The sequence below is a fragment of the Pseudomonas sp. CC11G genome (genome assembly GCF_056174845.1).
In genome coordinates this window covers 135044-160243 of record NZ_JBWBZC010000004.1, presented here as the reverse complement: position 1 = coordinate 160243, position 25200 = coordinate 135044, and the positions used below count along the sequence as shown (strand labels likewise).

The following is a 25200-nucleotide window of genomic DNA, read 5'->3' as shown; positions in this document are numbered from 1 at the left end:
CGCTTAGCGGTCCATCCACACGCCGCGGCTTTGCTTCTCGCAGGCCGGTTTCAGGTAAGCCGCGTCGCTGGCCACGCCGTAGTAGTGGATGTCCTGCTGATACGGCATGCCGGCCACCTGGGCGGAGCGGCATACGCCGAACGAGCCCGCCGGGCATTGGTCGGCGTATTCCACGGTCACCTTCTGGCCTTTCAACGTAGGCTGGCAAAAGCCGGAGTGAAACAGGTTGGCCGGGATGCTGCGGTTTTGCTGGCAGACTTTCACATCCAGGCGATCGCCCTGGCTGTGCACCACACAGGCTTCGGCCAATACCTGGCCGGATAGCAGAAGCAGCAAAGGCAACAGCAGTACGCGCATGTTCGGTCTCCAGGGCCGGAAAATTTGCCGGCGACTCTAGCATGCCCAGCCTGGCGCCTGGGCCGGTATAGTCACCCAGGCCATCAGCACCGAGAACCGCCGCGCATGCTCAGCAATATTCCCACGCACCTGATCGCTGGCCCCTTGGGTGCCGGCAAGACCAGCCTGATCCGACACCTGCTGGCCCAACGCCCGGCGGACGAACGCTGGGCCGTGCTGATCAACGAGTTCGGCCAGATCGGCCTGGACGCCGCGTTGCTGACCACCGCCGACGATGGAATTGCCCTGAGTGAACTCGCTGGCGGCTGCCTGTGCTGCGTCAATGGCGCGCCGTTTCAGATCGGCTTGGCGCGCTTGCTGCGTAAAGCCAAACCCCATCGTCTATTTATCGAACCCTCCGGCCTTGGCCATCCCGCCGAGCTGCTGCAGCAGCTGCGTGAGCCGCCGTGGGAAGGCGTTCTGGCGGTGCAACCGAGCGTGCTGGTGCTGGATGCGCAAGCGTTGGCAAGCGGCCAAGCGCTGCCCGCTACTCAACAGGCTGCGCTGGCCGATGCCGGTTTGCTGGTGCTGAATAAAGCGGAAAGCCTGGATGCCCTAACGCGGGAAAAACTCGCCAGTCAGCTGCCGCCGCGACCGCTGTTCTGGACGACCCAAGGCGCGCTTCCCGTTGCCGAATTGCCCGGTGTGGCGGAGCAAGCAAGCGCCGAGGCTGGCGCGCTGAACGTGCCTAGCAGCGCCGCGAGCCTGACCAGTATCTGGCTCGACCCCCGCCAACCCATTTGCCAAAGCGGCGGCCAAGCCGAGGGCTGGAGTATCGGCTGGCGCTGGCACCCCAGCCAGCAGTTCGAGTTGATGCGCGTACAGATGTGGTTGGCCACCTTGCCCTGGCGCCGCGCGAAGCTGGTGCTGCACACCAACGCCGGCTGGCTGTCGGCCAACGCCCTGAATGGCGAGGCGCTGCATTGGCAGAGCATTGAATGGCGCAAGGACTCGCGGCTGGAGCTTATTTTTAGCGAGCCGCAGGATGAGCAGGTGTTGGGGGCGGGGTTTGCGGGGTGTTTGGTGTAGGCGACCGACTTCAAATCGATCGAGGCTAAAGCCTCTCCCACATGGAATGCGCCTCCCTGTGGGAGAGGCTTTAGCCTCGATGCTTTTAACCATCCAAACCACAACGCTAAACTCCCGCCCTCGTTTCCCAAAAGCCCACACCCATGACCGCCTTCACTCTCCACCCCTGGTCCCACGCCAGCTCCGCCCACTTCACCCTGCGTGGCTGGCACAGCGAGCCGAGCGGCAAGCCGTTGCTGCATTTTCTGCATGGCAATGGCTTTTGCGGGCGCGCCTATGAGCCGATGCTTAAGCACCTGGCGGCGGATTTTGATCTGTGGTTGTGCGATATCCAGGGCCATGGCGACAGCGATCACGGTGGCCGTTTCCATGGCTGGAACCGCAGCGCCGAATTAGCGGTGGAGGCATTTGAGGCTGGGCGTGGACAGTTTGGTGAGGTGCCACGTTTTGCTTTGGGCCACAGCTTCGGCGGGGTGCTCACCAGCCTGATTGTGGCCAAACACCCCGAGCTGTTTAAGCGCGCGGTGCTGCTCGACCCGGTGCTGTTTCCGCCTTCGTTGATCGGCGTAATGGCGGTGTCGGAAGTGTTGGGGCTGCACCGTCGCCATACCATGGCGCGCAAGTCGGCGGCGCGGCGCAAGCATTGGCCGGATCGCGCGGCGGCCTACGCCGGTCTGCATGGCCGTGGCACGTTCAAAGGCTGGGACGACGCGGCGTTGTGGGCTTACGTGGAAAATGCGTTGAAGGACGTGGAAGACGGCGTCGAATTGAAATGCCGGCCCAGCCGCGAGGCGGAAATCTTCAGCTCTTATCCGCGTCGGTTGTGGAGTTCGCTGAACAAGATCGTCACCCCCACCGAGATTTTGCACGGCCAGCACAGCTACCCGTTCGTGGCCAAAGCGGTGGCGCGGGTGACGGCATTGAACAGCCACGTGCGCGCCCAGGTGGTGGCCGGCGGGCACTGCTTTATGCAGCAGACACCTGAAGACAGCGCCGAGCGCGTGCGCAGCTTTTTGCTACCGGGGTAAAACGCGAAGGGGTTAGTGCAGCTTGTCGTGCTTGCGGCGCCAGTCGCTGAGTTGCACCACGTTGTTGGTGGCGGGGTGAACGCTGACGCGCTCCGGCACCACCTCGATCACCGAGTCACTGGCGTGCGGGTCCATCACTACGCTGTCGCCGACCACGATGGGCTGCTCATTCATCTGACCGGGTTTTTCCACAAAGGGGTGGGGCGCCAGTTCGATGGTGCCCACGTGCGCGCCAAACATGGTGATGGTGCCGGCGTGGCGTTGTTCGCTGGTAACTGTGAATTCAAAGCCGTAAACCCGCGCCAGGCGCCGACGGCCTTTGGCGTCGGGCAGCAGCGCTACTTTGCGCAGCGCCACGTTGTCGTCGAGCAGAATCACTTCCATGCGCTGGCAATGTTGCTTGACCCGTGCAAGGGCCTGCTCACGTAAACCATGGGCATGCCAGAGCCAGGCGGCGCCGGCAGCCAGCAACATCAGCACGAACATATTGCCCAGGGTAAACATGGTGAGAGCGCTCCAACGTGAGCGCCAAGCTTACTCGCCAGATGCCTGGCAACTCCAGTGACACTTCAAGGTCGCTGCCAGGCGGCTGGTTCAACTGGGCGCGGTGGTTTGCAGGCCCAGGCGATCGAACATGATGCGCGCGATTTCCCGCTCGCCCATCACCACCAGATCGGCACCGTGGGCTTGCAGGTAATCCACTTCGTCATCGAAATGGGCGCGGGCGATGATGTCCAGGTTCGGGTTGGCGGCGCGGGCATGAATGGCGATCTGCCCGGCCTCCAGACCGTTGGGAATGGCGATCAACAGCCAGCGCGCTCCGGCCACATTGGCCAGCTCCAGCACGCGGCTGCTGGCGGCATTGCCGTGCACCACGCTATGGCCGATTTCCCGCAGCTCCTGGGCCTGGGTGCGGTTGTCTTCGATGATCACCAACGGAATGCCCTCGGCTTGCAGGCGTGCGCTGATGCGGCTGCCCACGCGGCCATGGCCGATCAGAATGGCGTGACCGGTTTCGGTAATCGGCTGGAATTCCTCGGCCGGCACTTCCTCCACGGTGCCGACTGGCGCGGTGTTTTCCCGTGCGTCGAGCCACGGCTGAATACGGTCGATCAGGGTGAACAGCATCGGGTTGATGACGATGGAGAGAATTGCCCCGGCCAGCACGAAATCACGCGCGGCTTCGGGCACCAACTCCAGACCCACGCCCAGGCCGATCAAAATAAACGAGAACTCCCCGATCTGCGCCAGGCTGGCAGAGATGGTCAGCGCCGTGCTCAGCGGTTTGCCGAAGGCCAACACAATCAACAGCGCCGCCACCGATTTGCCGAACACGATAATCACCAGCGTGGCGAGCACCAGCAGCGGCTCGTTGATCAGCACCATCGGGTTGAACAGCATGCCCACCGACACGAAAAACAGCACGGCGAAGGCATCGCGCAGCGGCAGCGAGTCTTCGGCGGCCTTATGGCTGTATTCCGACTCGTTGAGAATCATGCCGGCGAAGAACGCGCCCAGGGCGAACGACACACCGAACAGCACCGCCGAGCCATAAGCCACACCCATGGCAATGGCCAGCACGGCCAGGGTGAACAATTCGCGTGAACCGGTGCCGGCGCTTTTCTCCAGCAGCCAGGGAATGACTTTGCCGCCGACCACGATCATCAGGGCGACAAAGGCCGCCACCTTGGCCAGGGTGATGGCCAGTTGCAGCCAGATGCCTTCGTCGGGTGCGGCATCTTTACCGCCCAGTACACCGGCCAACGCGGGAATCAGCACCAGCGCTACGACCATCACCAGGTCTTCGACAATCAGCCAGCCCACGGCAATCTTGCCGCGCCGGCTGTCGATCAGTTGCCGAGACTCCAGCGCCCGCAGCAGCACCACGGTACTGGCCACCGACAGCGCCAGGCCGAAAATCAACCCCGCGCCCCACGGCCAGCCCAGCAGCCAGGCCAGGCCCATGCCCATCAGCGTGGCCGCACCGATTTGCACCAGCGCGCCGGGAATGGCGATGTTCTTTACCGACATCAGGTCTTTGAGGGAGAAATGCAGGCCCACGCCGAACATCAGCAGAATGACGCCGATTTCCGAGAGTTCGTTGGAGAGGTCTTTATCGGCGACAAAGCCGGGGGTAAACGGGCCGACCAGCACGCCCGCCAGCAGGTAGCCGACCAGGGGTGATAAACGCAGGCGATTAGCCAAGGTGCCGAGCACAAACGCCAGCACGAAGCCGGTGGCAAGTGCGGCAATCAGAGGGGTGTGGTGAACCATGAAATCTCCCGAATAGTGCGCGATGGGCTGGCCGCGGTGCATGCAGTGTGGGCCAGTCTGAAGCAACGCGCTGCCGGGAGCCTAAGCTGGAGGGGAGGCAGCTAGGCTATGCCGTTGGTCGGCGGACGCGTGGCGAGCCACAGTCTAACGCAGCGAACGTGCCAGTTCGGTCGCGGATTTTGCGGTGTTTTTAAACAGGATGTTTATGGCGTGCTGGGGGAAGGTTAAGAGCATCGTGGTTGAAGCCTCTCCCACAATGGATCACATAACCCTGTGGGAGAAGCTTTAGCCTCGATGCTTTGGGCGTTACCGGTGATCGCTGTCCTGGCGAATTTCCTGATACCGCCGCTCCAGCTCCTGCCTCAACTCCCGGCGCTGCTGCGCCTGCTTGAGGCGGCGTTTGCCTTCTTCGTCTTCCGGCTCCAGCGGCTGCACCACAATTGGTTTGCCGTCGTCGCCGACCGCCACCATGGTGAAAAAGCAGCTGTTGGTGTGGCGCACCGAACGCTCGCGAATGTTCTCGGTTACCACCTTCACACCGATTTCCATCGACGTGCGGCCGGTGAAGTTCACCGAGGCCAGAAAGGTCACCAGCTCACCCACATGCACCGGCTCGCGAAAAATCACCTGGTCCACCGAGAGCGTCACCACATAGGTGCCGGCGTAACGGCTAGCGCAGGCAAAGGCCACTTCGTCGAGGTATTTGAGCAGCGTGCCGCCGTGCACATTGCCAGAGAAGTTGGCCATGTCGGGGGTCATTAAAACGGTCATCGTCAGCTGGGAGTTTCCGGGTTCCATGGTCGACTCTTTTGGCCTTTGAAGAAGAGGTTCGCCAACCGTAATGGCCGGCAGCGCCTGGCGCTGTTTGCCATTGGCTATTGGAACGATGGAAAGGAATAGCTCGTCACGCCCGAATGCGCCACGGGCGTGAAGAAAAATAGGCAAAAGCCGGGCCGTTACCGCGTATTGGCCAGGCTTCTGGCGCGGCAGGCCGGCTGTTCTTCGTTGAGGTCGCTGGCGCTGCATGCCAGGCCGTAATGCTGACGCAGAGCCGCCAACTCCCCGGCATGCTGCTCAAGAAACCGGTTAAACCGCTCCAGCAACTGCGGCCGGTTCACCGTGCTCAAGTGGTAGCTGGTGTGTTCCAGCGGCAGGTTAGGGTCGGCCATCAGGCGGTTGCTGTCCTCACCCATTTTCTGCAATTGCAGGCGCACCACCTCCGGGTTGGCATACAGCGCGTCGATACGCCCGCGCAGCGCCATGCGAATCAAGCCGGCAATATCGTTGGCTTCCAGCAGTTGCACATCGCCCTTCTGCATTTCGTCCTGCCAGGCTTGCGGGGTGAAGCCGCGCACCGTACCGAGCCGTTTTACTGCGTCTGGCCCCAAACCCATGCGCTCGTGCGGCACGAGGCTGGCGTCCACCACGTTGATGGCGGCATGGCTGTAATGCAGACGCCGGTCACCCTTGAGCGCGCGCGACCATTGCGGGTTGTCGGGGAAGATCATGTCCAGGTTCTGCGTATTGAGCAGGTCGTGGTGCAGGCGATTGAGCGGTCGTGGCAGCAGCTCAAGCGTCATGCCCTGGTCGGCGGCAAAGCGCTGCAGCAATTCCACGGCGTAGCCTTCCACCGGCTGCCCCGGCTGGGCGCGGAAATACGGCATATAGTCGTGGCTCTCAATGCCGACGCGCAGCGTTTCAGCCTGTACCTGGCCAAACATCAGCAGCGCTGTCAGCAACAACAAAGACCGCATGCATCTACTCCGAAAACTGTTCACTAAAACGTAGCAGCTGGGTTGCTCAATCAGGCTTGAGTTAAATACCACCGCCAATCTTGTTCGCCTACTTCACCCATGAATTGTCTGTATTCATCGTGTTTGATGGCCAAATACACCTTCAGGTACGCCTCACCCAACGCCTCTTTCGCCCACTCCGACTGTTCCAGTGCTTTCAGTGCCGTCAGCCAATCCGTCGGCAAAAACTCTGTCGCCTGGGCATAGCCATTGCCGGTAATCGGCGCACCCGGATCGAGCTGCTGACGGATGCCGTGCTGAATGCCCGCCAGAATCGCCGCCGCGGCCAGATAGGGGTTGGCGTCGGCGCCGCAGATGCGGTGCTCGATATGCCGGCTGCTGGCCGGCCCGCCCGGTACGCGCAGCGACACGGTGCGGTTGTTGATGCCCCAGGTCAGCGCCAACGGCGCATAGCTGTTGGCCTGGAAGCGGCGGAATGAGTTGGCGTTGGGGCAGAACAGGGCGAGCGAGTCCAGCAGCGTGGCCATCATGCCGGCGATGGACTGGCGCAGCAGCGGGGTGCCCGCCGGGTCTTCGCTGGCGTACAGGTTATTGCCCTCGGCGTCGGCCAGGCTGACGTGCATATGCATGCCGGTGCCGGCCAGGTCACCAAAGGGCTTGGCCATAAAGCAGGCCTGCAGCCCGTGTTTGTTGGCCACGCCTTTGACCAGGCGCTTGTAACGCACGCCTTCGTCGATGGCTTGCAGCGCGTCGTAGCGGTGCTCCAGGGTGATTTCCACCTGGCCCGGCGCGTATTCGGAAATGGCCGTGCGCGCCGGCAAGCCCTGGGCTTCGCAGGCGTCGTAGAGGTCGTTGAGAAACGGCTGGAGTTGTTCCAACTCGTACACGCCGTACACCTGCGTGGCGTGGGGGCGCGCGCCGTTGGCCTGGCGCGCCGGCAGCGGCCGACCGTTTTCGCCGCGTTCGCGGTCGAGCAGGTAAAACTCCAACTCCACCGCCATCACCGGGTGGTAGCCGTCGGCTTTCAGGCTGTCGATCACCCGCACCAGCACATGCCGAGGGTCGGCCACCGTGGCCGGCAACCCTTGCTGCGGGTGCATGCTCACTTGCACCTGGCCGGTGGGCCGGTCACGCCAGGGTTGCAGGGTGAGGCTGCCGGGCAGGGGAAAAGTCCAGCAATCGGCGTCGCCCACTTCCCAGACCAGACCAGTGTCTTCGACGTCGTCGCCGTTGATGGTCAGACCCAGGATGGTGCTCGGCAGCGGCCGGCCGTTGGCGTACATGGCCAGCAGCTCGTCACGGTGCAGCAGCTTGCCGCGCGGCACGCCGTTGCTGTCGATGATAAACAGCTCAATGCTGCGCACCTGCGGGTTGGCGGCGAGGAAGGCGTGCGCTTCCTGAATGTCGGCGAATGAAGCGTCGGCAAAGGCCATGTTGAATTACCTATTAGTTTCGCGGGCGCCGGGCATCGCCAGCAGTTCAGTCAGGGCCTGGTCGAGGGTCGCAAGGAGGCGGTCGACATCGGCCGACGTGGTGTCCGGGCAGCACAGGGTCATGTTGTGGAACGGCGTGATCAGAATGCCGCGGTTGATCAGGTACAGGTGCAGCGCCATTTGCAGTTCGTCATGGAACGCCGCTTCGGCCTCCGCGCCGGTGGCCGGCAAGCGGGTGCAGAACTGGAACTCGCAGCGCGCGCCCAGTTGCGTTACCGACCAGGCCAGCTGGTATTTGCCGATCAACGCCGCAAAGCCCGATGCCAGGCGCTCGGCCAGCGGCAACATATGGGCGTAGGCCGCAGCGGTCATCACCTCTTCCAGGTTCACCCGCATGCAGTGCATGGCCAGCGCGTTGGCGGACAACGTGGTGCCCATGCCGCTGTGGCCGTGGGCCTGACCGTGGCTGCTAGCGCGGGTGCGGGCCTCGACCATCGCCTGCGCCATGGCAGCGGTGCAGCCATACACCGAACACGGCACGCCACCGGCAATAGGTTTGCCGAGGGTGATGAAGTCGGGCTCCAGGTTCCACTCGCGGGTGCAGCCGCCGGGGCCGGTGGAGATGGTGTGGGTTTCGTCGATGATCAGCAGGGTGCCGTAACGGCGGGTCAGCTCGCGCAGCTTGGCCAGGTAGCCCGGCGCCGGCAGCACCATGCCGATATTGGTCATCGCCGGCTCGCACAGCACGGCGGCGACGTCTTCGGTTTGCAGTGCGGCTTCCAGGGCGGCGAGGTCGTTGAAGGGCACGCTGCGGCTGTGTTCGGTCAGGTCATAGGCCTGGCCCAGCAGACCGGGGCGGTGCACCGTGCGGCCGTCCTGGCAGCGCACCATCACGTCATCAACGGTGCCGTGGTAGCAACCATCGAATACCAGCAAGGTTTTGCGCTGGGTAATGGCGCGGGCCCAGCGCACCACAAAGCGGTTGGCGTCGGTGGCGGTGGTCGCCACTTGCCAATAGGGCAGGCCGAAGCGCTCGGCGAGCAGCTCACCCACCACCACGGCATCTTCGCCGGGCAGCATGGTGGTCAGGCCGTTGGCGCCTTGCTCGGCCAGGGCGCGGGCAATTGGCGTGGGGGAATGGCCGAACATGCTGCCGGTGTCTCCCAGGCAGAAATCCACGTACTCGTGATCGTCCACGTCGTAGAAACGAGCGCCCTGAGCGCGGCTGACAAACAGCGGCGAGGGCGTCGACCAATCACTCATCCAGTGCATCGGCACGCCGCCAAACAACGAGCCACGAGCACGTTCGGCCAGGGCGACGGAATTGGGGTTATTGGCCAGAAAGTGCGCCCGCTCGCGGGCAGCAAATTCGGTAATTACGCGGTCACTGATGCCACTGGCAGTCATGCGAAAAGCCTCGAACGAATATCTCGCCATCCTCTTTTGTGATCACAGATAAGTCAATAGCTAGCCATAATCGCGCTTTTGGCTATGATGGTGCCTCTTTGTGATCACAAGAGCAGCCCATGACTGGCGTAACCTGGAAAGGACAAGTGGCGATGATCAGCGGCGCTGGCAGTGCCCAAGGCATTGGTTTTGCCATTGCCCGGCGTCTGGCCCGCGAAGGCGTGCGGCTGCTGCTCACCGGCAGCAGCGAACGGGTCGCCCAGCGCGCCGAGGCATTGCAGGCCGAAGGTATCGAAGCGCGCTGGGCGGTGGCCGACCTCACCGATGAGGCGCAAGTGCAGACGCTAGCCGAGTGGGCGCAGGCGCAATGGGGCCACGTGGACATTCTGGTGAACAACGCCGGCATGGCGCAGTTGGGTAGCGCAGAGCCCTTTGCCAATGTGGCGCAGATGGATCTGGCCACCTGGAACCTGTCCATCGCGCGCAACCTCACCAGCGCCTTTTTACTGACTCGCGCATTGCTGCCCGGCATGCAGGCGCGCGGGTATGGGCGCATCGTCAATATCAGCTCCACCACCGGCACCCATGGCAGCAACCCGGGCGAGGCGGCCTACAGTGCGGCCAAGGCCGGCATGCTCGGCATGAACATGGGGCTGGCCCTGGAGGTGGCCAAGCAGGGTATTACCGTAAACAGCGTGGCGCCGGGCTGGATCGCCACCGGCTCCAGCACCGAAGAAGAACACCGCGCCGCCCATTACACCCCGCTCGGCCGTGCCGGGCACCCCGCTGAGGTCGCCGCTGCTGTGGCGTTCCTGGCATCCCCCGAAGCCAGCTATATCACCGGCGAAGTGCTGGTGGTGGACGGTGGCAATTGTCTGATCGAAAACAAGGCACCTTAACCATGACCCACGAATGCAGCCTGACCCTGAACCAACTGCCGGCACCGCCGGTTTCGGCCGAGTGAGAACGCCATGGCCGAGAACCTCCAAGACCTGCTGTACCAGCAATTACGCGCCGGCCTGTTGGCCGGGCAATTCAAACCGGGCGAACGCCTGAAGATTCGAGACCTTGCCAGTGCCCTGGGCACCAGCCCGATGCCCGTGCGCGCCGCCTTGCAGCGCCTGGTGGCCGAGGGCGCACTGGAAGGCGAGCCGCAGCGCTCACTGCGCGTGCCGGCCATGACCCGCGAACGTTTTCTGCATATTTTCCAGGTGCGCCTGGCCCTTGAAGGGCTGGCCGTGGAAATCGCCGCCAGCCAACTGACGGCCGCCGACATGGCCATTCTGGAAGGCTGTGTCGAGCGCATGGAGGGGGCGCTGGAGCGCCGCGATGTGCAGGGCTATTTGAACGACAACAGCCAATTCCACCTGACGCTCTACAGCGCCTGCGGCAATCCGATTCTGCTGCGCCAGATCGAGAGTCTGTGGTTGCAGGTGGGGCCGTTCTTCAATCGGCTGTTTACCGAGGCGGACTTGTCGCTGCGCCTGAATGACTTCCATGACGACACGCTGCAGGCGCTGCGGGCCGGGGACGGCAAGGCGGCGCGGGCGGCGATGGAGCAGGACCTGACGTACTTCGGTAATTTTTGCTGAATCTGCTGGATTTGGAGAATGTGCAGAGCCAGGCGCGGGGTTAACACCTGGCGATTGTCCTCACCTGATGAATTCTGGATCCCAGCCTTCGCTGGGATGACGGTGTTGGTATAAGAGACATCCGTCATCCCGGCGAAGGCCGGGATCCAGAATCTCAAGCCAGGCGCCAATCCCGGCCCAACGCACCCTTAAATGTTTCATTCTATTGCCCCCACCCAGACCCTCCGGGCGGCGGTGATATGGTCGGACTTTTCCCACAATCCCCATGGTGGGGGTGCGTTGAAACAGGAGTCCGACGCCATGCATGCCATCAGCTTTATTCAAGACCTGGCCGTCATCATGCTGGTCGCCGGCATCGTCACCATCCTCTTTCATCGCTTCAAACAACCGGTGGTGCTGGGCTATATCCTTGCCGGTTTTATCATCGGCCCGCACACCCCGCCCTTCGGTTTGATCCACGATGAGCAAACCATCAAGACCCTCGCTGAGCTGGGGGTGATCTTTCTGATGTTCTGCCTGGGTCTGGAATTCAGCCTGCGCAAGTTGTTCAAGGTCGGTGCCACGGCGTTTATCGCGGCGTTTCTGGAAATCGTGCTGATGATCTGGCTCGGCTTCGAGATCGGCCGCTATTTCGGCTGGAGCACCATGGACTCGCTGTTCCTCGGCGCCATTCTGGCCATCTCGTCCACCACCATCATCGTCAGGCGCTCGGCGACCTGAAGATGAAAAAACGAGCGCTTCGCCCAGTTGATATTTGGCGTGCTGATCGTGGAAGACATCCTCGGCATCGGCATTATCGCGCTGCTGTCCGGCATTGCCCTGAGCGGCAGCGTGGAGACCGGCGAGGTGTTTGCCACGGTCGGCAAGCTCAGCCTGTTTATGGTGGTGGCGCTGGTTATCGGCATTCTGCTGGTGCCGCGCGTGCTCGCTTATGTGGCCAAGTTCGAGAGCAACGAGATGCTCCTGGTCACCGTGCTGGGCCTGTGTTTTGGCTTCTGCCTGCTGGTGGTGAAGCTCGAATACAGCATGGTGCTCGGCGCCTTTTGATCGGCGCGATCATGGCCGAGTCGCGGCAATTGGCGCAGATCGAGCGGCTGGTGGAGCCGTGCGCGATCTGTTCAGCGCCATCTTCTTCGTCGCCATCGGCCTGATGATCGACCCCGCCGTGCTGGTGGAATACGCCTGGCCAATCGTGGTTATCACCATTGCCGTGGTGGTCGGCAAAGTGGTGTCGTGCAGCATCGCAGTGTGATCGCCGGCAACGACGGGCGCACCTCGCTGCGCGTCGGCATGGGCTTGTCTCAGATCGGCGAATTCTCGTTCATCATCGCCGCGTTGGGCATCAGCCTGCAGGTGACCAGCGATTTTCTGTACCCGGTGGCCGTGGCCGTTTCGGTGCTCACCACCTTATCCACGCCTTATTTGATTCGCGTGGCGGACCCGCTTTCCAACAAGCTTGCTACCGTGGTGCCTCTGCCGGTGGCACGGGTATTCGGCATGTACGGTGAATGGCTGCGCAGCATTCAGCCGCAAGGCGAAAGCGCGCTGCTGGCGGCGATGATCCGGCGGATTCTGCTGCAGGTCGGGGTCAACCTGGCGCTGGTGGTGGCGATCTTCTTTGTCAGCGCGTTCTTTGCCGACAACCTGGCGTTGTACCTGGTGGATTGGGTGCAGGCCGAGAATGGGCAGAAAGGGCTGATCTGGGGGCTGCGTTGTTGCTGTCGCTGCCATTCCTGATTGCCGCGTACCGCAAGCTCAAGGCGCTGTCGATGCTGCTGGCGGAAATGGGCGTGAAGCCTGAAATGGCCGGACGCCACACGGCGCGGGTGCGCAAGGTGGTGGCCGAGCTGATTCCGGCGTTGTCGCTGGTGGTGATTTTGCTGCTGTTGATGGCGCTGTCGGCGAGCATTCTGCCGACGCTGGAGTTGCTGCTATTGATTGCCCTGCTCGCAGCGGGCATCAGCGCGTTGCTGTGGCGCTGGCTGATTCGCGTGCATACGCGGATGCAGATTGCGTTGTTGGAAACGTTGGAGCAGCGGGATCCGCATTGAGGCGGACCCCGATATCCCTGCGGGAAATCAGCTTTCCAACCACACCTCACGCGCCCATTTCCACACCGAGTCCCAGCTTCGTCGGTGAGGTCTTCTTCGTCGCCGTCCCACAGCAGCACCGTGCCGTCGAGTTCGACGCAGTAGTAGTTGCCTCGGTCCTCGCACAGCGGAATCAGCTCGCGCGGCACGCCGAGCGACCAGGCCACCGAGGCCACTTCGGGCAGGTAGGTGTGCGATTGCGGGTCGGTGACGGTGACTGGCTCCAGGCGGCCGTACACCACGTCGCTCACCTTGAGCAGGAATTCGCGGAATTCGAAGGGGATGTTGATCAGCAGCTGTTCTTCGATCTCCACCAGCAATTCTTCATCCGGCAGCTCAAGCGGTACCGGGACTTTCTCGTTGAGTTCACGCAGCTCGTCGATGACTTCTTCCATGGCTGGCTCTCCTCGGGCAATGGGGGGTGGATTTATACAGTAGCTGGGCCCAAAAAAAACTAACTCAGTGCGGGAAAAGCTTCGCGAGCAAGCTCGCTCCTACAAACCGCGCATTCTGTAGGAGCGGCCGTGCGGCGGTCCGATCAGCCGTTAACCACCAACTTGCTAGCCGCCGGTTCGGCTTTGAACGTGGTGGTAATGGTCGGGTCGATCAAACGCGCCAGGCCGACTTTCAACGCGTACAGCCCAAGCAAACCCAGCAGCCCGACCACCCAGATATGGTCCAGGAAGTAATACGCCACCCCGGCGCTGACCACCGCCACCGCCAGTGGCACACGGGCGGCCTGCAGGCGGGTGAGCTTTTCCACCTGCATATTCAGGCTGGCCGGCAACGCGCGGGCGATGCGTTGCAGGGCGTGGGCTTTGACGGTGGCGCTCAGGAATTCCAGGCTCAGGGTTTCGTCCTTGCCCTCGAGACTGTAGGTCAGGCGAATCACGTCGTCGTAGTGCTCGCTGGTCATTTTGCTCACGGTGCTGAGGTCGACCAGGGTGCGCTTGGTTTCGACCTTGGAAAGGATCTCTTCCAGGTAGTTACCGTTCAGGCCGCCCCGTTGATAAATCTCCTGTACCTGGTCGCGGTGCTTCTTGTCGAAGCTCATGGACAACACATGGTTGCCGTCGAGCACGATCAGGCGGTCGTCTTCCACGTCCAGCCAGCTGTTCTCGGTATAGAACCCTTCCGGCAATTTGCCTTTGGGCTCGCGGCCGAACAGAAAGGTCAGCAGCAGGTTGAGGATGACCACCAGCGGGATAAACCAGGTGGCGGCGTCGAACACGCGCTCGCCCGCGGGCTCTTTGGCTTGGTGCTCGACTACCAGCTGCGGTTTGGCGCTGTCCGGCTTGCCTTCGAGGTACCAGACTTCCAGGTCGTCGTGACCTTCCAGGGCGTCGTATTCCCCCGCCGTGATGGACTGTTCGTGTTCGTAGCGGGTGCCGTTGATGTCGTAGGCGTAGCTCACCGAGTAGACGATGCGGGTTTTCTTGCGGCCTTTACGGCCACGGTATTCTTCTTCGGCCTGGTCGAGCGAGGCGACGGTGGCTTGTGCGCTGTTGTGGTGTTTGCTGAGTTGGATGGCTGCGACTTGCGCCGGCCCTTTGATGAAGTAGGCCGCTGTCAGGCCCAGTACGGCCAGCACGACCATGCTGATGCGGATCCACAATTTACGTTTTGCCCGGGGCTACGGAGCTTCGCCATGTTTCATTCCTTGATGTGGGTGTTGCGTCCTTGAGGGTGGGCAAGTGGCGCTGCCCGGGCCGAGTATCGGTTGAAATATTCAGTTACGACAAGTGCCAATCCGTGATGGTTAGCGCGCCCTGTGCTTTGCTTGGCGCTGCCTGCGTCTAGAACAAGGTTGCCAGGGAGCCCACGCATGCAAGCGCTGTTGACTGAAATTCTCGATGAAGTTCGCCCGTTGATTGGTCAGGGCAAGGTAGCCAGCTACATTCCGGCATTGGCCGAGGTGCCGGCCGCGCAGTTGGGCATTGCCGTGTATGGCAATGACGGCGAGGTGTTTACCGCCGGTGATGCCGACACACCGTTCTCGGTGCAGAGCATTTCCAAGGTGTTCAGCCTGGTGCAGGCCATTGAGCATTCCGGTGAAGCCATCTGGGAGCGCCTGGGCCATGAGCCGTCCGGGCAGCCGTTCAACTCGCTGGTGCAGCTGGAATTCGAGCGCGGCAAACCGCGTAACCCCTTTATCAATGCCGGCGCGCTGGTGATCTGCGATATCAACCAGTCGCGTTTTGCGGCGCCGGTGTTGTCGATGCGCGACTTTGTTCGGCGTCTGTCTGGTAACCCGACCGTCACGGTGGACCGCCATGTCGCCGACTCGGAATTCCAGTTCCGCGCCCGCAATGCCGCCATGGCCTACCTGATGCAATCCTTCGGCAATTTCCACAACGACGTCGAAACGGTGCTGCGCAGCTATTTCAGTTACTGCGCCCTGCGCATGAGCTGCGTGGACCTGGCGCGGGCTTTCTGTTTTCTGGCCAACGACGGGTTCTGCAAACACAGCGGCGAGCAGATTCTGACCGCGCGGCAAACCCAGCAGGTGAACTCCATCATGGCCACCAGCGGGCTGTACGACGAGGCCGGCAACTTTGCCTACCGCGTGGGGTTGCCGGGCAAGAGCGGGGTGGGCGGCGGCATTGTGGCGGTGGTACCGGGGCGGTTTACGGTGTGCGTGTGGTCGCCGGAATTGAATGCGGCCGGGAATTCGCTGGTGGGGATGGCGGCGTTGGAGTTGTTGAGTCAGCGGATTGGGTGGTCGGTGTTTTGATCGGCGGCGCGGAGCCTTTTATTTTGTAGGAGCCAGCTTGCTGGCGAAGCTCTCAGATCAAGGGCTTGGCGAGCAAGCTCGCTCCTACAAGGTTTGCGTTTGTGCGGGCATAAAAAAGGAGACACGGCCTAAACCGTATCTCCTTGAAGGGCTTGGGATGAGTGGCCCCAATGCCTGGTGACTGTAAAACCGTGTAGCCGTCAGACCGCCGCTTTCAGCGGCACCAAGCGCGGCGCAATCATGTTCTCGGGGCGCAGAATCTCCGCCAGGCTGGCGTCGTCCAGCAGCTGCTCTTCACGCACCAACTCCAACACCCCACGCCCGCTTTCCAGCGCCTGCTTGGCAATGCGCGTGGCGTTCTCGTAGCCGATATAGGGGTTGAGGGCGGTGATCAGGCCGATGGAGCTTTCCACCAGTTCGCGGCAGCGCGCTTCGTTGGCGGTGATGCCGACGATGCAGTGCTCGCGCAGCATGTCCATGGCGCGTTGCAGCAGGCGGATCGAGTCGAAGATCTTGTAGGCGATCAGGGGCTCCATCACGTTCAGTTGCAACTGGCCACCTTCGGCCGCCATGGTCAGGGCCAGGTCGTTGCCGATCACTTCGAAGGCCACCTGGTTCACCGCTTCCGGAATTACCGGGTTGACCTTGCCGGGCATGATCGAGCTGCCCGGCTGACGCGCCGGCAGATTGATTTCGTTGATGCCGGTGCGCGGGCCGCTGGAGAGCAGGCGCAGGTCGTTGCAAATCTTCGAAAGTTTGACCGCGGTGCGTTTGAGCATGCCGGAGAACAGCACGAAGGCGCCCATGTCCGAGGTGGCTTCAATCAGGTCGGCAGCCGGCACCAGCGGTTGGCCGCTGATCAGCGCCAGGCGCTCTACGGCCAGGTGCTGGTAACGCGGGTCGGCGTTGATGCCGGTGCCGATGGCGGTACCGCCCAGGTTCACTTCGGTGAGCAGTTCCGGCGCCAGGCTTTTCAGGCGCGCCAGGTCTTCACCGAGAGTGGTGGCGAAGGCGCGGAACTCCTGGCCGAGGGTCATCGGCACGGCGTCTTGCAGCTGGGTGCGGCCCATCTTCAGTACGTGGCTGAATTCCTGACCTTTGGTGGCGAATGCCTGAATCAGGCTGTCGAGGCTGGCGAGCAACGTGTCGTGGCCGAGCAGCAGGCCCAGGCGAATGGCGGTGGGGTAGGCGTCGTTGGTGGACTGCGCCATGTTCACGTCATTGTTGGGGTGCAGGTATTGGTACTCGCCCTTGTTGTGGCCCATGGCTTCAAGGGCGATGTTGGCGATTACCTCGTTGGCATTCATGTTGGTCGAAGTACCGGCACCGCCTTGAATCATGTCGACCACAAATTGATCGTGAAACTCGCCGCGTACCAGACGGGCGCAGGCTTCGCTGATGGCCGCGTGTTTGGCTGGGCTCAGGTGGCCTAATTCACGGTTGGCGTCGGCGGCAGCCTGTTTGACCATCGCCAGCGCTACCACCAATTTCGGGTAGTGCGACAGCGTCACGCCGGACAGGCGGAAGTTGTGCACAGCCCGTAGGGTCTGGATGCCGTAGTAAGCGTCGGAAGGAACTTCGAGGGTACCAAGCAGATCTTTTTCGATGCGCGATGATGCAACGGGGGACATGATGAGGTTCATCTCAGGGTAGGCACGGGCTAGGCCGCGATGCAGGCTAGACTAGGGCTGAGCGGTTTTTATGGCCAATGCTGTTAGATACTGGGGTATGCACAAACGGCATAATGCAGGTGTGACTGCCGCTTGTCGGCGAGCGTAATAAGCGGTATCGCGACGGAGATCCCATGAACCTCGAAAGCAAATGGCTGGAAGACTTTGTCACCCTGGCCGGCACCCGCAGTTTTTCCCAGGCGGCGCAAAAGCGCTTTGTTACCCAGCCGGCGTTTAGCCGGCGAATTCGCAGCTTGGAAGAGTCGCTGGGCCTCACGTTGGTGAACCGTTCACGCACCCCCGTGGAGCTGACCGAAGCCGGGCAATTGTTTCTGGTCACCGCGCGAAGCGTGATCGAGCAGTTGGGTGAAGTGGTGCGTCACCTTCACCATTTGGAGGGTCAGCAGGGCGAAGTGCTGCAATTTGCCGCCGCGCACTCGCTGGCGCTGAGCTACTTCCCGGCGTGGATCGCGCGGTTGCGTAATGAAGGGCTGAATATCGCCAGCCGCCTGGTGGCCACCAACGTCGGCGAGGCGGTGCATGCATTGCGCGAAGGCGCGTGCGATTTGATTCTGGCGTTTTACGACCCCGATGCCGCGCTGCAGATGGACCCGGAAATCTTTCCGTCGATGCTGCTCGGGCGCAGCGAAATGCTGCCGGTGTGCGGTGTGGATGCCGACGGAAAAGCGCTGTTCGATTTGGAGAGCGGGCAGAGTGTGCCGTTGCTGGCTTATAGCGCTGGGGCGTTTCTCGGGCGCTCGGTAAATGCGCTGCTGCGCCAGCGCGGGCTGCGTTCCACCACCGTGTATGAAACGGCGATGGCCGACAGTTTGAAAAGCATGGCGCTGCAAGGGTTGGGTGTGGCGTGGGTGCCGCGGCTGAGCATTGGTGCTGAACTGGCTCGAGGTGAGTTGGTGGAATGCGGCGGACCGCAGTGGCAGTTGCCGCTAGAGATTCGGTTGTACCGCTGTGCGTTGGTGCGCAAGGCCGCGATCCGCCTACTGTGGCGCAAGCTTGAAGCCGGCGCGGGATCGTAGAATGCCCCGCTAAACGGTCACTTTTCGCGGGTACTCCCAGCGCCAACCTTTACGTTATACTGCGCGGCCTTTGGCCGGCTCCGCTCCGGTCTTCGCATACAAGCCACGCCTGGTTTTCCAGCGTGGCTTGTTAGTTTTTGCCGCGCCGACAGGCGCCAATGAGAAGAGGCACGACGATGAGCGTACTGGTTGGCGTGATCATGGGCTCCAAGTCCGATTGGTCCACCCTTAGCCATACCGCCGATATGCTGGAGAAGCTGGGCATTCCTTACGAAGTGAAGGTTGTCTCCGCTCACCGCACGCCGGATTTACTCTTTCAATACGCAGAAGAAGCCGAAGGCCGAGGCATTCAGGTGATTATCGCCGGTGCCGGCGGCGCGGCCCATTTGCCAGGTATGTGCGCGGCCAAAACGCACCTGCCGGTGCTGGGCGTGCCGGTGCAGTCGTCGATGCTTTCGGGCGTCGATTCGCTGCTGTCGATCGTGCAGATGCCGGCCGGTATTCCGGTCGCCACCCTGGCTATCGGCAAGGCCGGCGCAGTGAACGCGGCCCTGCTGGCGGCCAGCATCCTCGGTCACCAGCACCCTGAGTTCCATGCCGCGCTGAAGCAATTCCGTACCGAGCAGACGGACACCGTGCTGGAAAACCCGGACCCGCGCATCGCCTGATAGGCCGTGGGTTTTACGCGGTGCCGAGCGCCGCTGTATGTGAGTTCGAATAGGGCTGTTGAGATGAAAATCGGTGTAATCGGTGGCGGCCAACTGGGTCGCATGTTGGCTCTGGCAGGCACGCCGCTGGGCATGAACTTCGCCTTTCTCGACCCGGCGCCAGACGCCTGTGCCGGCGCCCTCGGCGAGCACCTGCGCGCCGATTACAATGACCAGGACCATTTGCGCCAACTGGCCGACGAAGTGGACCTGGTCACCTTCGAATTCGAAAGCGTACCGGCCGAAACCGTGGCCTTTCTCTCGCAATTCGTGCCGGTGTACCCGAGCGCCGAAGCGCTGCGTATCGCCCGCGATCGCTGGTTCGAAAAAAGCATGTTCCGTGAGCTGGGCATTCCCACGCCCGAGTTCGCCGATATCCAATCCCAGGCTGACCTTGACGCTGCTGTCGCCAGCATCGGCCTGCCGGCCGTGCTGAAAACCCGCACCTTGGGTTACGACGGCAAGGGCCAGAAAGTGCTGCGCAAGCCGGAAGATGTGGTCGGCACTTTTGCCGAACTCGGCAGCGTGCCGTGCCTGCTGGAAGGTTTTGTGCCGTTTAGCGGCGAAGTGTCGCTGGTGGCCGTGCGTGCCCGCGATGGCGAAACCCGTTTCTACCCGCTGGTGCACAACACCCATGTGAACGGCATTCTTTGCCTGTCCATCGCCAGCACCGCGCACCCGCTGCAAGCGCTGGCCGAAGACTACGTGAGCCGCGTGTTGACCAAGCTCGATTACGTCGGCGTGTTGGCCTTCGAATTCTTCGAAGTCGACGGTGGCCTCAAGGCCAACGAAATTGCCCCGCGTGTGCATAACTCCGGGCACTGGACCATCGAAGGCGCCGAGTGCAGCCAGTTCGAAAACCACCTGCGTGCCGTAGCCGGTTTGCCGCTGGGTTCGACCGCCAAACTGGGTGAAAGCGCCATGCTCAATTTCATCGGCGAAGTGCCGGCGGTGGAGCAGGTGATCGCGATCGACGATTGCCATCTGCATCACTACGGCAAGGCGTTCAAGGTCGGCCGCAAGGTAGGGCATGCGACTGTGCGCAGTGCCGACCGCGCGACGTTGGATGCGCAAGTGGCCAAGGTGCAGGCGCTGATCAAATAGGCGCTGGCCTCTGGATTCTGGACCCCCGCCTTCGCGGGGGTGACGGAGGTTTTTATGCCGAACTCCGTCATCCCAGCGCAGGCTGGGATCCAGAATTCCGGATTGAACGCGGCTCTTCAAACATGGAACCTCCCCCGTCCCCTATCCTCTGATCTCAAGGCGCCACTGTTGGCGCTTGCCATTGAGTAAGGAGTTCCCATGGGCATTATCGGCACCATCTTTATTGGTTTCTTTGCGGGCCTGATCGCTCGTTTCCTCAAGCCTGGCGACGACAGCATGGGCTGGATCATGACCATTCTGCTCGGCATCGCCGGCTCGTTGGCAGCCACTTACGGCGGCCAAGCGCTGGGCCTGTACCACGCAGGCGAGGGTGCAGGCTTTGTCGGTGCGGTGGTCGGCGCGATCATTCTGTTGGTGATCTACAGCATCGTTAAGAAGAAGTAAGCGCCTCCAGCAACGTCCGGGCATAACCGGGCAGGGCGGCAAAGTCCGTGGCGCACAGCAGCAACGTGCGCTGTGCCCACGGATCGCTTAGCGCCACGCTGCTAAATCCTTTCGTGCCTTGCCAGCGTTCAATCGCTGCCTGGGGCACCACGCCCAACCCCGCGCCACGCGCCACCATGCGCAACACCCCATCAAAACTCTCTGCCCGCACCCGAATGCGCAAGCGCCGGCCGGCATGCAGTGCCTGTTCTTCCAGGTAAATCGCCAGCGCGCTGTTTAGCGCCAGGCCGACAAATTCATGGTCTAGCGTTTCGCTGAAGTGCACGGCCTTGCGCCCGGCAAGCGGATGCTCCAGCGGCATCACCAGTGCCAGCGGGTCGCGGCGAAACGGGCGGGTTTGCAGGCCGCTGCTGTCCACGGCATCGGAGATGATGCCGATATCTGCCGCGCCCTGACGGATGCCATGCAAGATGCGCAGGCTCGGCTGCTCCTGCAGGTCGATATCGATATGCGGATGGCTGGCGAGAAAGTCGGCCAGCACCTCCGGCAGGTATTCGCTGAGCGCTGACGTGTTGCACAGCAACCGCACCTGGCCTTTGAAGCCCTGTGCGTAGTCGGCCAGGTCGAACTGCAAATGCTCGACCTGCTGCATGATCAATCGCCCATGCCGGGACAGAGCCGTGCCGGCCGCCGTGGCGGTAACTCCACGGCGCCCGCGTTCCAGCAGCGGCGTACCCAGCGAGTCCTCCATCGCGCGAATCCGCGCACTGGCCGAGGCCAGCGTGAGATGGCAGCGCTCGGCACCGGCGGTGATGGTGCCGGCCTCGAGAATGCGCACAAACAGGCGCAGGTCGATCAGATCAAAGTGCATTGGCGTTCCTCCTAAGCCTCAGTCTATGCCAGAGGCAGGCTCTGCCACTTGCCGATTTTCATCAGCGCCGCGCCGCCGCACCATAACGCCATGACGACCTACCTCGATTTTTATCAACACCTGGGCCTTGGCCTGTCGCTGCTGGTGCTGGTCACCTTTCTGCTCGCCGGCACCGTGAAGGGCGTGATCGGCCTGGGCTTGCCCACCGTCGCCATGGGCTTGCTTAGCGTGGCTATGTTGCCGCCACAGGCTGCGGCGCTGCTGCTGGTGCCGTCGACTGTAACCAACCTGTGGCAGCTGGCCTTTGGCGGTGCGTTGCAGGCGTTGCTAGTGCGGTTGTGGCCGATGCTGCTGATGGTCGTGCTCGGTACCGGATTGGGTACGGCCTGGCTGGGCATGGGCAGCGGGCAATCTATGACCCGCGCGTTGGGCGCCGCGCTGCTGCTGTACGCGTTAAGCGGTTTGCTGCTGCCGCCGCTGCGGATCCCGGCGAGCTGGGAGCGCTGGCTGGGGCCGCTGTGCGGGTTGCTGACCGGCATCGTGACGGCGGCCACCGGCGTCTTCGTGATTCCCGCCGTGCCGTATCTGCAAGCGTTGGGGTTGCAGCGCAATGAGCTGGTGCAGGCGTTGGGCGTGTCGTTCACCGTCTCCACGCTGGCTTTGGGTGCCGGCCTGTTCTGGCGCGGTGAAGTGGGCGGTGCAGAGCTGGGTGCGTCCTTTATTGCCTTACTGCCGGCGCTGGCCGGGATGGTGTTGGGCCAATGGTTGCGCCAATGCATTAGCGCCGCACTGTTCAAAAAGGTGTTCTTTATCGGTCTGGCCCTGCTGGCTCTGCACCTCTTGATAGCCGGCTGATAGACTCGCCGGCTTTCCCCTCCCGCCCGAGTTTTCTCATGCGCCGCTTATTGTTCAGCCTGCTGTTACTCAGTGGTTTCGCCCACGCGCAGCTCCCGGAAACCGACTGGTTGTCGCTGATGCCCAAGTCCGATCAAAAGGCGCTCGAAGACATGCCCGAGATCAGCCACAACACCCCGGAAGGCGACGGCACCTTCAACAGCAAAGGCGGTTTGAAGCAGGAGAAGGGCCTGCCGGCGGTGATGTATTCCACCAAAACCGTCGCCGAAATGAACAACAAGAACATCCGCATCGGCGGCTACCCGGTGCCGCTGGAAACCGACGCCAAGGGCCGCGCCACCCTGTTTTTCCTCGTGCCGTACCCGGGCGCCTGCATTCACGTGCCGCCACCGCCGCCGAATCAGATGGTGCTGGTGCGTTATCCCAAGGGCCTCAAACTCAACGACATCTATAACCCGCTGTGGGTGACCGGCACGTTGAAGGTAGAAAAGGTCAGCAATGACCTGGCCGATGCCGCCTACGCGCTGGATGCCAGCAACGTGCGCGCGGTCACCGAAGCTGACTTATAAATAGAGAATGTAAGCGAGTAATAGATTTTTTCTTATGGCCAGAAGGCGCCGATAGGTTTTAGTCTGGCAACCAGTTCATTTGCCGCTGGTTGCCGTTATGCCGACTTCCCTGAATGCCATGCGTAACGCCTGGGTAAACCAGGCCCACACCCACCCGTTCACCACCTTGGGCTTCGGCGCTGCCGGCCTGGCGGTGGTCGTACTGGTGGTGATCAGCATCTACAACGCTTTCCAGGGCGACGGCTCGGGCCACCTCAATTACGCCTTGCTCGGCGGCCTGGCCGGGTTTGGCGCCACGGCGGCGGGCGCTGTGTTTGCCCTGGCGCTGGGTTCGATCAAAGCCCGAACCCAAGACACCATGCTCGGCTTTGCCGCCGGCATGATGCTCGCCGCCAGCTCCTTCTCGCTGATTCTGCCGGGCTTGGCTGCGGCCAAGGAAATCACCGGCAACGGGCCGATGGCGGCGCTCACCGTGGTGGTCGGCCTGGGTCTTGGCGTATTGCTGATGCTCGGCCTGGACCGCTTCACTCCCCATGAACACGACAGCACCGGCCCCTGCGGCCCGGAGGCCGAGCGCATCAACCGCGTGTGGTTGTTTGTATTGGCGGTGACGCTGCACAACATTCCTGAAGGCATGGCCATTGGCGTCAGCTTTGCCGGCGGCGATATGAGCGTCGGCCTGCCGCTGACCACCGCCATCGCCATTCAGGACATTCCTGAAGGTCTGGCCGTGGCCATGGCGTTGCGCGCCACCGGCATGTCGTCGGTGAAGGCGGCCGTGCTGGCGATTCTCAGCGGGGCTATGGAGCCGTTGGGCGCGTTGATCGGGATTGGCGTCTCGAGCGGGTTTGCCCTGGCGTACCCGATTGCCATGGGCCTGGCGGCCGGGGCGATGATTTTTGTGGTGTCCCACGAAGTGATTCCGGAAACCCATCGCAATGGTCACCAGACGCCGGCGACTTTGGGGCTGATGGCGGGGTTTGCGGTGATGATGTTTCTGGATACCGCGTTGGGCTGATTACGGCACGGTGCTGCTGAGCACCAGCCGATTGCGCCCCAACTCTTTGCCGCGATACAGCCGCTGATCCGCGCAGCGGTACAGCTCACTGGCGCTATGCCCATCGGCCGGCCACTGCGCCAGGCCGAAGGTCGCCGACAGCGGAATGCTTTCATTGCCGTACTGCAACGCATGGTTGGCGATCTGCTGGCGCAGGGTTTCCACCAGCGGCGTAGCCGCAGCCAGATCGGTGTTGCGCAAAATCAGGCCAAATTCTTCGCCGCCCAGGCGCCCCAGGCTGTCGGTTACCCGCAGGCGCAGCAGCAAGCCTTCGCAGATATGGATCAGCGCCTTGTCACCGGCATCGTGCCCCCAGCAATCGTTGACCCGCTTGAAATGGTCGACGTCCATGATCACCAGCACCAACGGCAACCCACTGCGCTCGCCTTCCAGAATGCTGCGCTCCAACGCCTGCTGGAAACTGCCACGGCTGGCAACGCCGGTGAGCGCGTCGGTCTGCGCCTGCCGTTCAAGCTCTTCGTAAGCGGCGGCGCGACGGGCTTCGTAGAGGTGCACGAAGATGACGATCATCACGCCGCAGAGCACGGCGTTAAGGATGTCGATCATGCCGGCAGAGGTGTCGGGCAGAGGGAAACGGTGGAAATACAGGCCAATGGCGGCCAGGGCGAACGGAGTGGTCAGCAGAAATCCGCGTACCCGGCCGAGCAGCAGATACGACAGCAACGGAATGATGTAAATCCACACATAGGCCGTGGTGGAGGCCGCGGGCATCACGATGATGTAGAGCAGGAAGCAGAAGGTCGGCACCAGAAACAGGTAGATCCACGGCACCAGGTGACGCGCGCTGACAATTTTCCAGCCGCCCCACACCAGCACGGTGCTGGCAACCAGTTCAAAAGTGGCGGTCAGGGGGTTACCGGCGAGAAATTGCAGGATGGCGAAGCTGGTGAGCACCAGGCCCGTGCTGACCAGAATCAGGCGCATAAGCGAGCGCTTGCCTGTTTCTTCCAGGCCGTTCTTGCCGGCGGATACACCAAATTTGATGAGCATGGGGCCGAACACTGCGATTCGAGTGATCGCGCATTGCAATACAGCGCGGGGTTATTGGCAAGGGGCCACTACCTAAAGCGTGGAAGGTGCCGCGAAATGCCTTGGGTAGGATGGGTCGGGCCGCGCAGGCGAGGCGAA

The 25200-nt window shown here is 62.3% G+C and carries 24 protein-coding genes and 4 pseudogenes; 16 read left to right on the top strand and 12 right to left on the bottom strand.

The window, feature by feature from the left end:
• Positions 1–3 precede the first annotated feature (3 nt).
• Entirely contained in the window at positions 4–357 is a 354-nt protein-coding gene (locus AC0V2S_RS07035; RefSeq protein ID WP_475509122.1) for an NADH:ubiquinone oxidoreductase, read from the bottom strand.
• Between the two features lie 105 nt (positions 358–462).
• Here AC0V2S_RS07035 and AC0V2S_RS07030 point away from each other — a divergent pair, with 105 nt between their 5' ends.
• Together AC0V2S_RS07030 and AC0V2S_RS07025 are read left to right on the top strand one after the other, a co-directional pair.
• On the top strand, positions 463–1425 hold the full coding sequence (locus AC0V2S_RS07030) for a CobW family GTP-binding protein (RefSeq protein WP_475509121.1): 963 nt from the start codon (positions 463–465) through the stop codon (positions 1423–1425).
• 143 nt (positions 1426–1568) lie between these two features.
• Positions 1569–2453: an alpha/beta fold hydrolase gene (locus AC0V2S_RS07025; RefSeq protein WP_475509120.1), complete on the top strand. Its 885-nt coding sequence runs from the start codon at positions 1569–1571 to the stop codon at positions 2451–2453.
• Between the two features lie 192 nt (positions 2454–2645).
• Here the strand turns inward: AC0V2S_RS07025 and AC0V2S_RS07020 are convergent.
• The 6 genes and pseudogenes from AC0V2S_RS07020 to AC0V2S_RS06995 all read right to left on the bottom strand — a co-directional run.
• Positions 2646–2957 (bottom strand): annotated as a pseudogene (locus tag AC0V2S_RS07020) (DUF3301 domain-containing protein); the annotation flags it as partial.
• A gap of 90 nt (positions 2958–3047) precedes the next feature.
• Positions 3048–4727 carry a YbaL family putative K(+) efflux transporter gene (gene ybaL / locus AC0V2S_RS07015; protein WP_475509119.1) on the bottom strand — a complete coding sequence of 560 codons (1680 nt, stop codon included), beginning with the start codon at positions 4725–4727 and terminating at the stop codon, positions 3048–3050.
• 306 nt (positions 4728–5033) lie between these two features.
• Positions 5034–5525, bottom strand: coding sequence for an acyl-CoA thioesterase (locus AC0V2S_RS07010; protein ID WP_475509118.1), 492 nt, complete (start codon positions 5523–5525; stop codon positions 5034–5036).
• Positions 5526–5683: 158 nt separating this feature from the next.
• Positions 5684–6481, bottom strand: a complete 798-nt coding sequence (locus AC0V2S_RS07005; protein WP_475509117.1) for a substrate-binding periplasmic protein — start codon at positions 6479–6481, stop codon at positions 5684–5686.
• 50 nt (positions 6482–6531) lie between these two features.
• Entirely contained in the window at positions 6532–7914 is a 1383-nt protein-coding gene (locus AC0V2S_RS07000; protein ID WP_475509116.1) for a glutamine synthetase family protein, read from the bottom strand.
• A 6-nt stretch (positions 7915–7920) separates the two neighbouring features.
• A complete protein-coding gene (locus AC0V2S_RS06995) occupies positions 7921–9321 on the bottom strand; it encodes an aspartate aminotransferase family protein (protein WP_475509115.1) in 1401 nt (466 codons plus the stop codon).
• Between the two features lie 119 nt (positions 9322–9440).
• On the opposite strand from AC0V2S_RS06995, the gene AC0V2S_RS06990 reads away from it, so the two are divergent.
• The 6 genes and pseudogenes from AC0V2S_RS06990 (at position 9441) to AC0V2S_RS06965 (ending at position 12964) form a co-directional block, all read left to right on the top strand.
• A complete protein-coding gene (locus AC0V2S_RS06990; RefSeq protein WP_475509114.1) occupies positions 9441–10220 on the top strand; it encodes an SDR family NAD(P)-dependent oxidoreductase in 780 nt (259 codons plus the stop codon).
• A gap of 72 nt (positions 10221–10292) precedes the next feature.
• Positions 10293–10957: pseudogene (locus AC0V2S_RS06985) on the top strand (GntR family transcriptional regulator).
• Positions 10958–11105: 148 nt separating this feature from the next.
• Positions 11106–11960 (top strand): annotated as a pseudogene (locus AC0V2S_RS06980) (cation:proton antiporter domain-containing protein).
• Positions 11961–12018: 58 nt separating this feature from the next.
• Positions 12019–12165: a hypothetical protein gene (locus AC0V2S_RS06975; protein ID WP_475509113.1), complete on the top strand. Its 147-nt coding sequence runs from the start codon at positions 12019–12021 to the stop codon at positions 12163–12165.
• Positions 12147–12650, top strand: a complete 504-nt coding sequence (locus AC0V2S_RS06970; RefSeq protein ID WP_475509112.1) for a hypothetical protein — start codon at positions 12147–12149, stop codon at positions 12648–12650. Before AC0V2S_RS06975 ends, AC0V2S_RS06970 begins: the two co-directional genes overlap by 19 nt.
• Positions 12626–12964 (top strand): hypothetical protein, encoded by a 339-nt coding sequence (locus tag AC0V2S_RS06965; RefSeq protein WP_475509111.1) that lies wholly within the window; start codon positions 12626–12628, stop codon positions 12962–12964. The genes AC0V2S_RS06970 and AC0V2S_RS06965 overlap by 25 nt, the downstream gene beginning before the upstream one ends.
• 27 nt (positions 12965–12991) lie before the next feature.
• Here the strand turns inward: AC0V2S_RS06965 and AC0V2S_RS06960 are convergent.
• Positions 12992–13398, bottom strand: a pseudogene (locus AC0V2S_RS06960) (SMI1/KNR4 family protein).
• Between the two features lie 143 nt (positions 13399–13541).
• Positions 13542–14600 (bottom strand): hypothetical protein, encoded by a 1059-nt coding sequence (locus tag AC0V2S_RS06955; protein ID WP_475509110.1) that lies wholly within the window; start codon positions 14598–14600, stop codon positions 13542–13544.
• A 228-nt stretch (positions 14601–14828) separates the two neighbouring features.
• Between AC0V2S_RS06955 and glsB the strand changes: the two genes are divergently transcribed.
• Positions 14829–15737 carry a glutaminase B gene (gene glsB / locus AC0V2S_RS06950; protein WP_475509109.1) on the top strand — a complete coding sequence of 303 codons (909 nt, stop codon included), beginning with the start codon at positions 14829–14831 and terminating at the stop codon, positions 15735–15737.
• Between the two features lie 200 nt (positions 15738–15937).
• Here glsB and aspA read toward each other — a convergent pair whose 3' ends face one another.
• Positions 15938–17368 (bottom strand): aspartate ammonia-lyase, encoded by a 1431-nt coding sequence (aspA, locus tag AC0V2S_RS06945; RefSeq protein ID WP_475509108.1) that lies wholly within the window; start codon positions 17366–17368, stop codon positions 15938–15940.
• A 173-nt stretch (positions 17369–17541) separates the two neighbouring features.
• On the opposite strand from aspA, the gene AC0V2S_RS06940 reads away from it, so the two are divergent.
• The 4 genes from AC0V2S_RS06940 (at position 17542) to AC0V2S_RS06925 (ending at position 20699) form a co-directional block, all read left to right on the top strand.
• Entirely contained in the window at positions 17542–18444 is a 903-nt protein-coding gene (locus AC0V2S_RS06940; protein WP_475509107.1) for a LysR substrate-binding domain-containing protein, read from the top strand.
• 176 nt (positions 18445–18620) lie between these two features.
• Entirely contained in the window at positions 18621–19112 is a 492-nt protein-coding gene (purE, locus tag AC0V2S_RS06935) for a 5-(carboxyamino)imidazole ribonucleotide mutase (protein WP_475509106.1), read from the top strand.
• 63 nt (positions 19113–19175) lie between these two features.
• Positions 19176–20255, top strand: a complete 1080-nt coding sequence (locus tag AC0V2S_RS06930; protein WP_475509105.1) for a 5-(carboxyamino)imidazole ribonucleotide synthase — start codon at positions 19176–19178, stop codon at positions 20253–20255.
• A 198-nt stretch (positions 20256–20453) separates the two neighbouring features.
• Positions 20454–20699, top strand: a complete 246-nt coding sequence (locus AC0V2S_RS06925; RefSeq protein WP_475509104.1) for a GlsB/YeaQ/YmgE family stress response membrane protein — start codon at positions 20454–20456, stop codon at positions 20697–20699.
• Here the strand turns inward: AC0V2S_RS06925 and AC0V2S_RS06920 are convergent.
• Positions 20686–21570, bottom strand: coding sequence for a LysR substrate-binding domain-containing protein (locus tag AC0V2S_RS06920; protein ID WP_475509103.1), 885 nt, complete (start codon positions 21568–21570; stop codon positions 20686–20688). The two genes, AC0V2S_RS06925 and AC0V2S_RS06920, sit on opposite strands and share 14 nt — an antisense overlap.
• Positions 21571–21660: 90 nt before the next feature.
• On the opposite strand from AC0V2S_RS06920, the gene AC0V2S_RS06915 reads away from it, so the two are divergent.
• From AC0V2S_RS06915 to AC0V2S_RS06905, 3 genes are all read left to right on the top strand, one after another.
• Positions 21661–22425, top strand: coding sequence for a sulfite exporter TauE/SafE family protein (locus AC0V2S_RS06915; protein WP_475509331.1), 765 nt, complete (start codon positions 21661–21663; stop codon positions 22423–22425).
• A gap of 38 nt (positions 22426–22463) precedes the next feature.
• Positions 22464–22994, top strand: coding sequence for a DUF3299 domain-containing protein (locus AC0V2S_RS06910; protein WP_475509102.1), 531 nt, complete (start codon positions 22464–22466; stop codon positions 22992–22994).
• 97 nt (positions 22995–23091) lie between these two features.
• Positions 23092–24012 (top strand): ZIP family metal transporter, encoded by a 921-nt coding sequence (locus tag AC0V2S_RS06905; RefSeq protein WP_475509101.1) that lies wholly within the window; start codon positions 23092–23094, stop codon positions 24010–24012.
• Here the strand turns inward: AC0V2S_RS06905 and AC0V2S_RS06900 are convergent, their stop codons facing one another.
• Positions 24013–25062, bottom strand: a complete 1050-nt coding sequence (locus AC0V2S_RS06900) for a GGDEF domain-containing protein (protein WP_475509100.1) — start codon at positions 25060–25062, stop codon at positions 24013–24015.
• Between the last annotated feature and the right edge of the window lie 138 nt (positions 25063–25200).

Coding starts and splice junctions, on each gene's coding strand:
- AC0V2S_RS06940 (WP_475509107.1), top strand. CDS start 17,542: ATGAACCTCGAAAGCAAATGGCTGGAAGACTTTGTCACCCTGGCCGGC.
- AC0V2S_RS06995 (WP_475509115.1), bottom strand. CDS start 9,321: ATGACTGCCAGTGGCATCAGTGACCGCGTAATTACCGAATTTGCTGCC.
- AC0V2S_RS06925 (WP_475509104.1), top strand. CDS start 20,454: ATGGGCATTATCGGCACCATCTTTATTGGTTTCTTTGCGGGCCTGATC.
- AC0V2S_RS06910 (WP_475509102.1), top strand. CDS start 22,464: ATGCGCCGCTTATTGTTCAGCCTGCTGTTACTCAGTGGTTTCGCCCAC.
- AC0V2S_RS06930 (WP_475509105.1), top strand. CDS start 19,176: ATGAAAATCGGTGTAATCGGTGGCGGCCAACTGGGTCGCATGTTGGCT.
- AC0V2S_RS07005 (WP_475509117.1), bottom strand. CDS start 6,481: ATGCGGTCTTTGTTGTTGCTGACAGCGCTGCTGATGTTTGGCCAGGTA.
- AC0V2S_RS07025 (WP_475509120.1), top strand. CDS start 1,569: ATGACCGCCTTCACTCTCCACCCCTGGTCCCACGCCAGCTCCGCCCAC.
- AC0V2S_RS06900 (WP_475509100.1), bottom strand. CDS start 25,062: ATGCTCATCAAATTTGGTGTATCCGCCGGCAAGAACGGCCTGGAAGAA.
- AC0V2S_RS07000 (WP_475509116.1), bottom strand. CDS start 7,914: ATGGCCTTTGCCGACGCTTCATTCGCCGACATTCAGGAAGCGCACGCC.
- AC0V2S_RS06955 (WP_475509110.1), bottom strand. CDS start 14,600: ATGGTCGTGCTGGCCGTACTGGGCCTGACAGCGGCCTACTTCATCAAA.
- AC0V2S_RS06990 (WP_475509114.1), top strand. CDS start 9,441: ATGACTGGCGTAACCTGGAAAGGACAAGTGGCGATGATCAGCGGCGCT.
- AC0V2S_RS06915 (WP_475509331.1), top strand. CDS start 21,661: ATGACGACCTACCTCGATTTTTATCAACACCTGGGCCTTGGCCTGTCG.
- aspA (WP_475509108.1), bottom strand. CDS start 17,368: ATGTCCCCCGTTGCATCATCGCGCATCGAAAAAGATCTGCTTGGTACC.
- AC0V2S_RS07035 (WP_475509122.1), bottom strand. CDS start 357: ATGCGCGTACTGCTGTTGCCTTTGCTGCTTCTGCTATCCGGCCAGGTA.
- AC0V2S_RS07030 (WP_475509121.1), top strand. CDS start 463: ATGCTCAGCAATATTCCCACGCACCTGATCGCTGGCCCCTTGGGTGCC.
- AC0V2S_RS07010 (WP_475509118.1), bottom strand. CDS start 5,525: ATGGAACCCGGAAACTCCCAGCTGACGATGACCGTTTTAATGACCCCC.
- glsB (WP_475509109.1), top strand. CDS start 14,829: ATGCAAGCGCTGTTGACTGAAATTCTCGATGAAGTTCGCCCGTTGATT.
- ybaL (WP_475509119.1), bottom strand. CDS start 4,727: ATGGTTCACCACACCCCTCTGATTGCCGCACTTGCCACCGGCTTCGTG.
- AC0V2S_RS06920 (WP_475509103.1), bottom strand. CDS start 21,570: ATGCACTTTGATCTGATCGACCTGCGCCTGTTTGTGCGCATTCTCGAG.
- purE (WP_475509106.1), top strand. CDS start 18,621: ATGAGCGTACTGGTTGGCGTGATCATGGGCTCCAAGTCCGATTGGTCC.
- AC0V2S_RS06905 (WP_475509101.1), top strand. CDS start 23,092: ATGCCGACTTCCCTGAATGCCATGCGTAACGCCTGGGTAAACCAGGCC.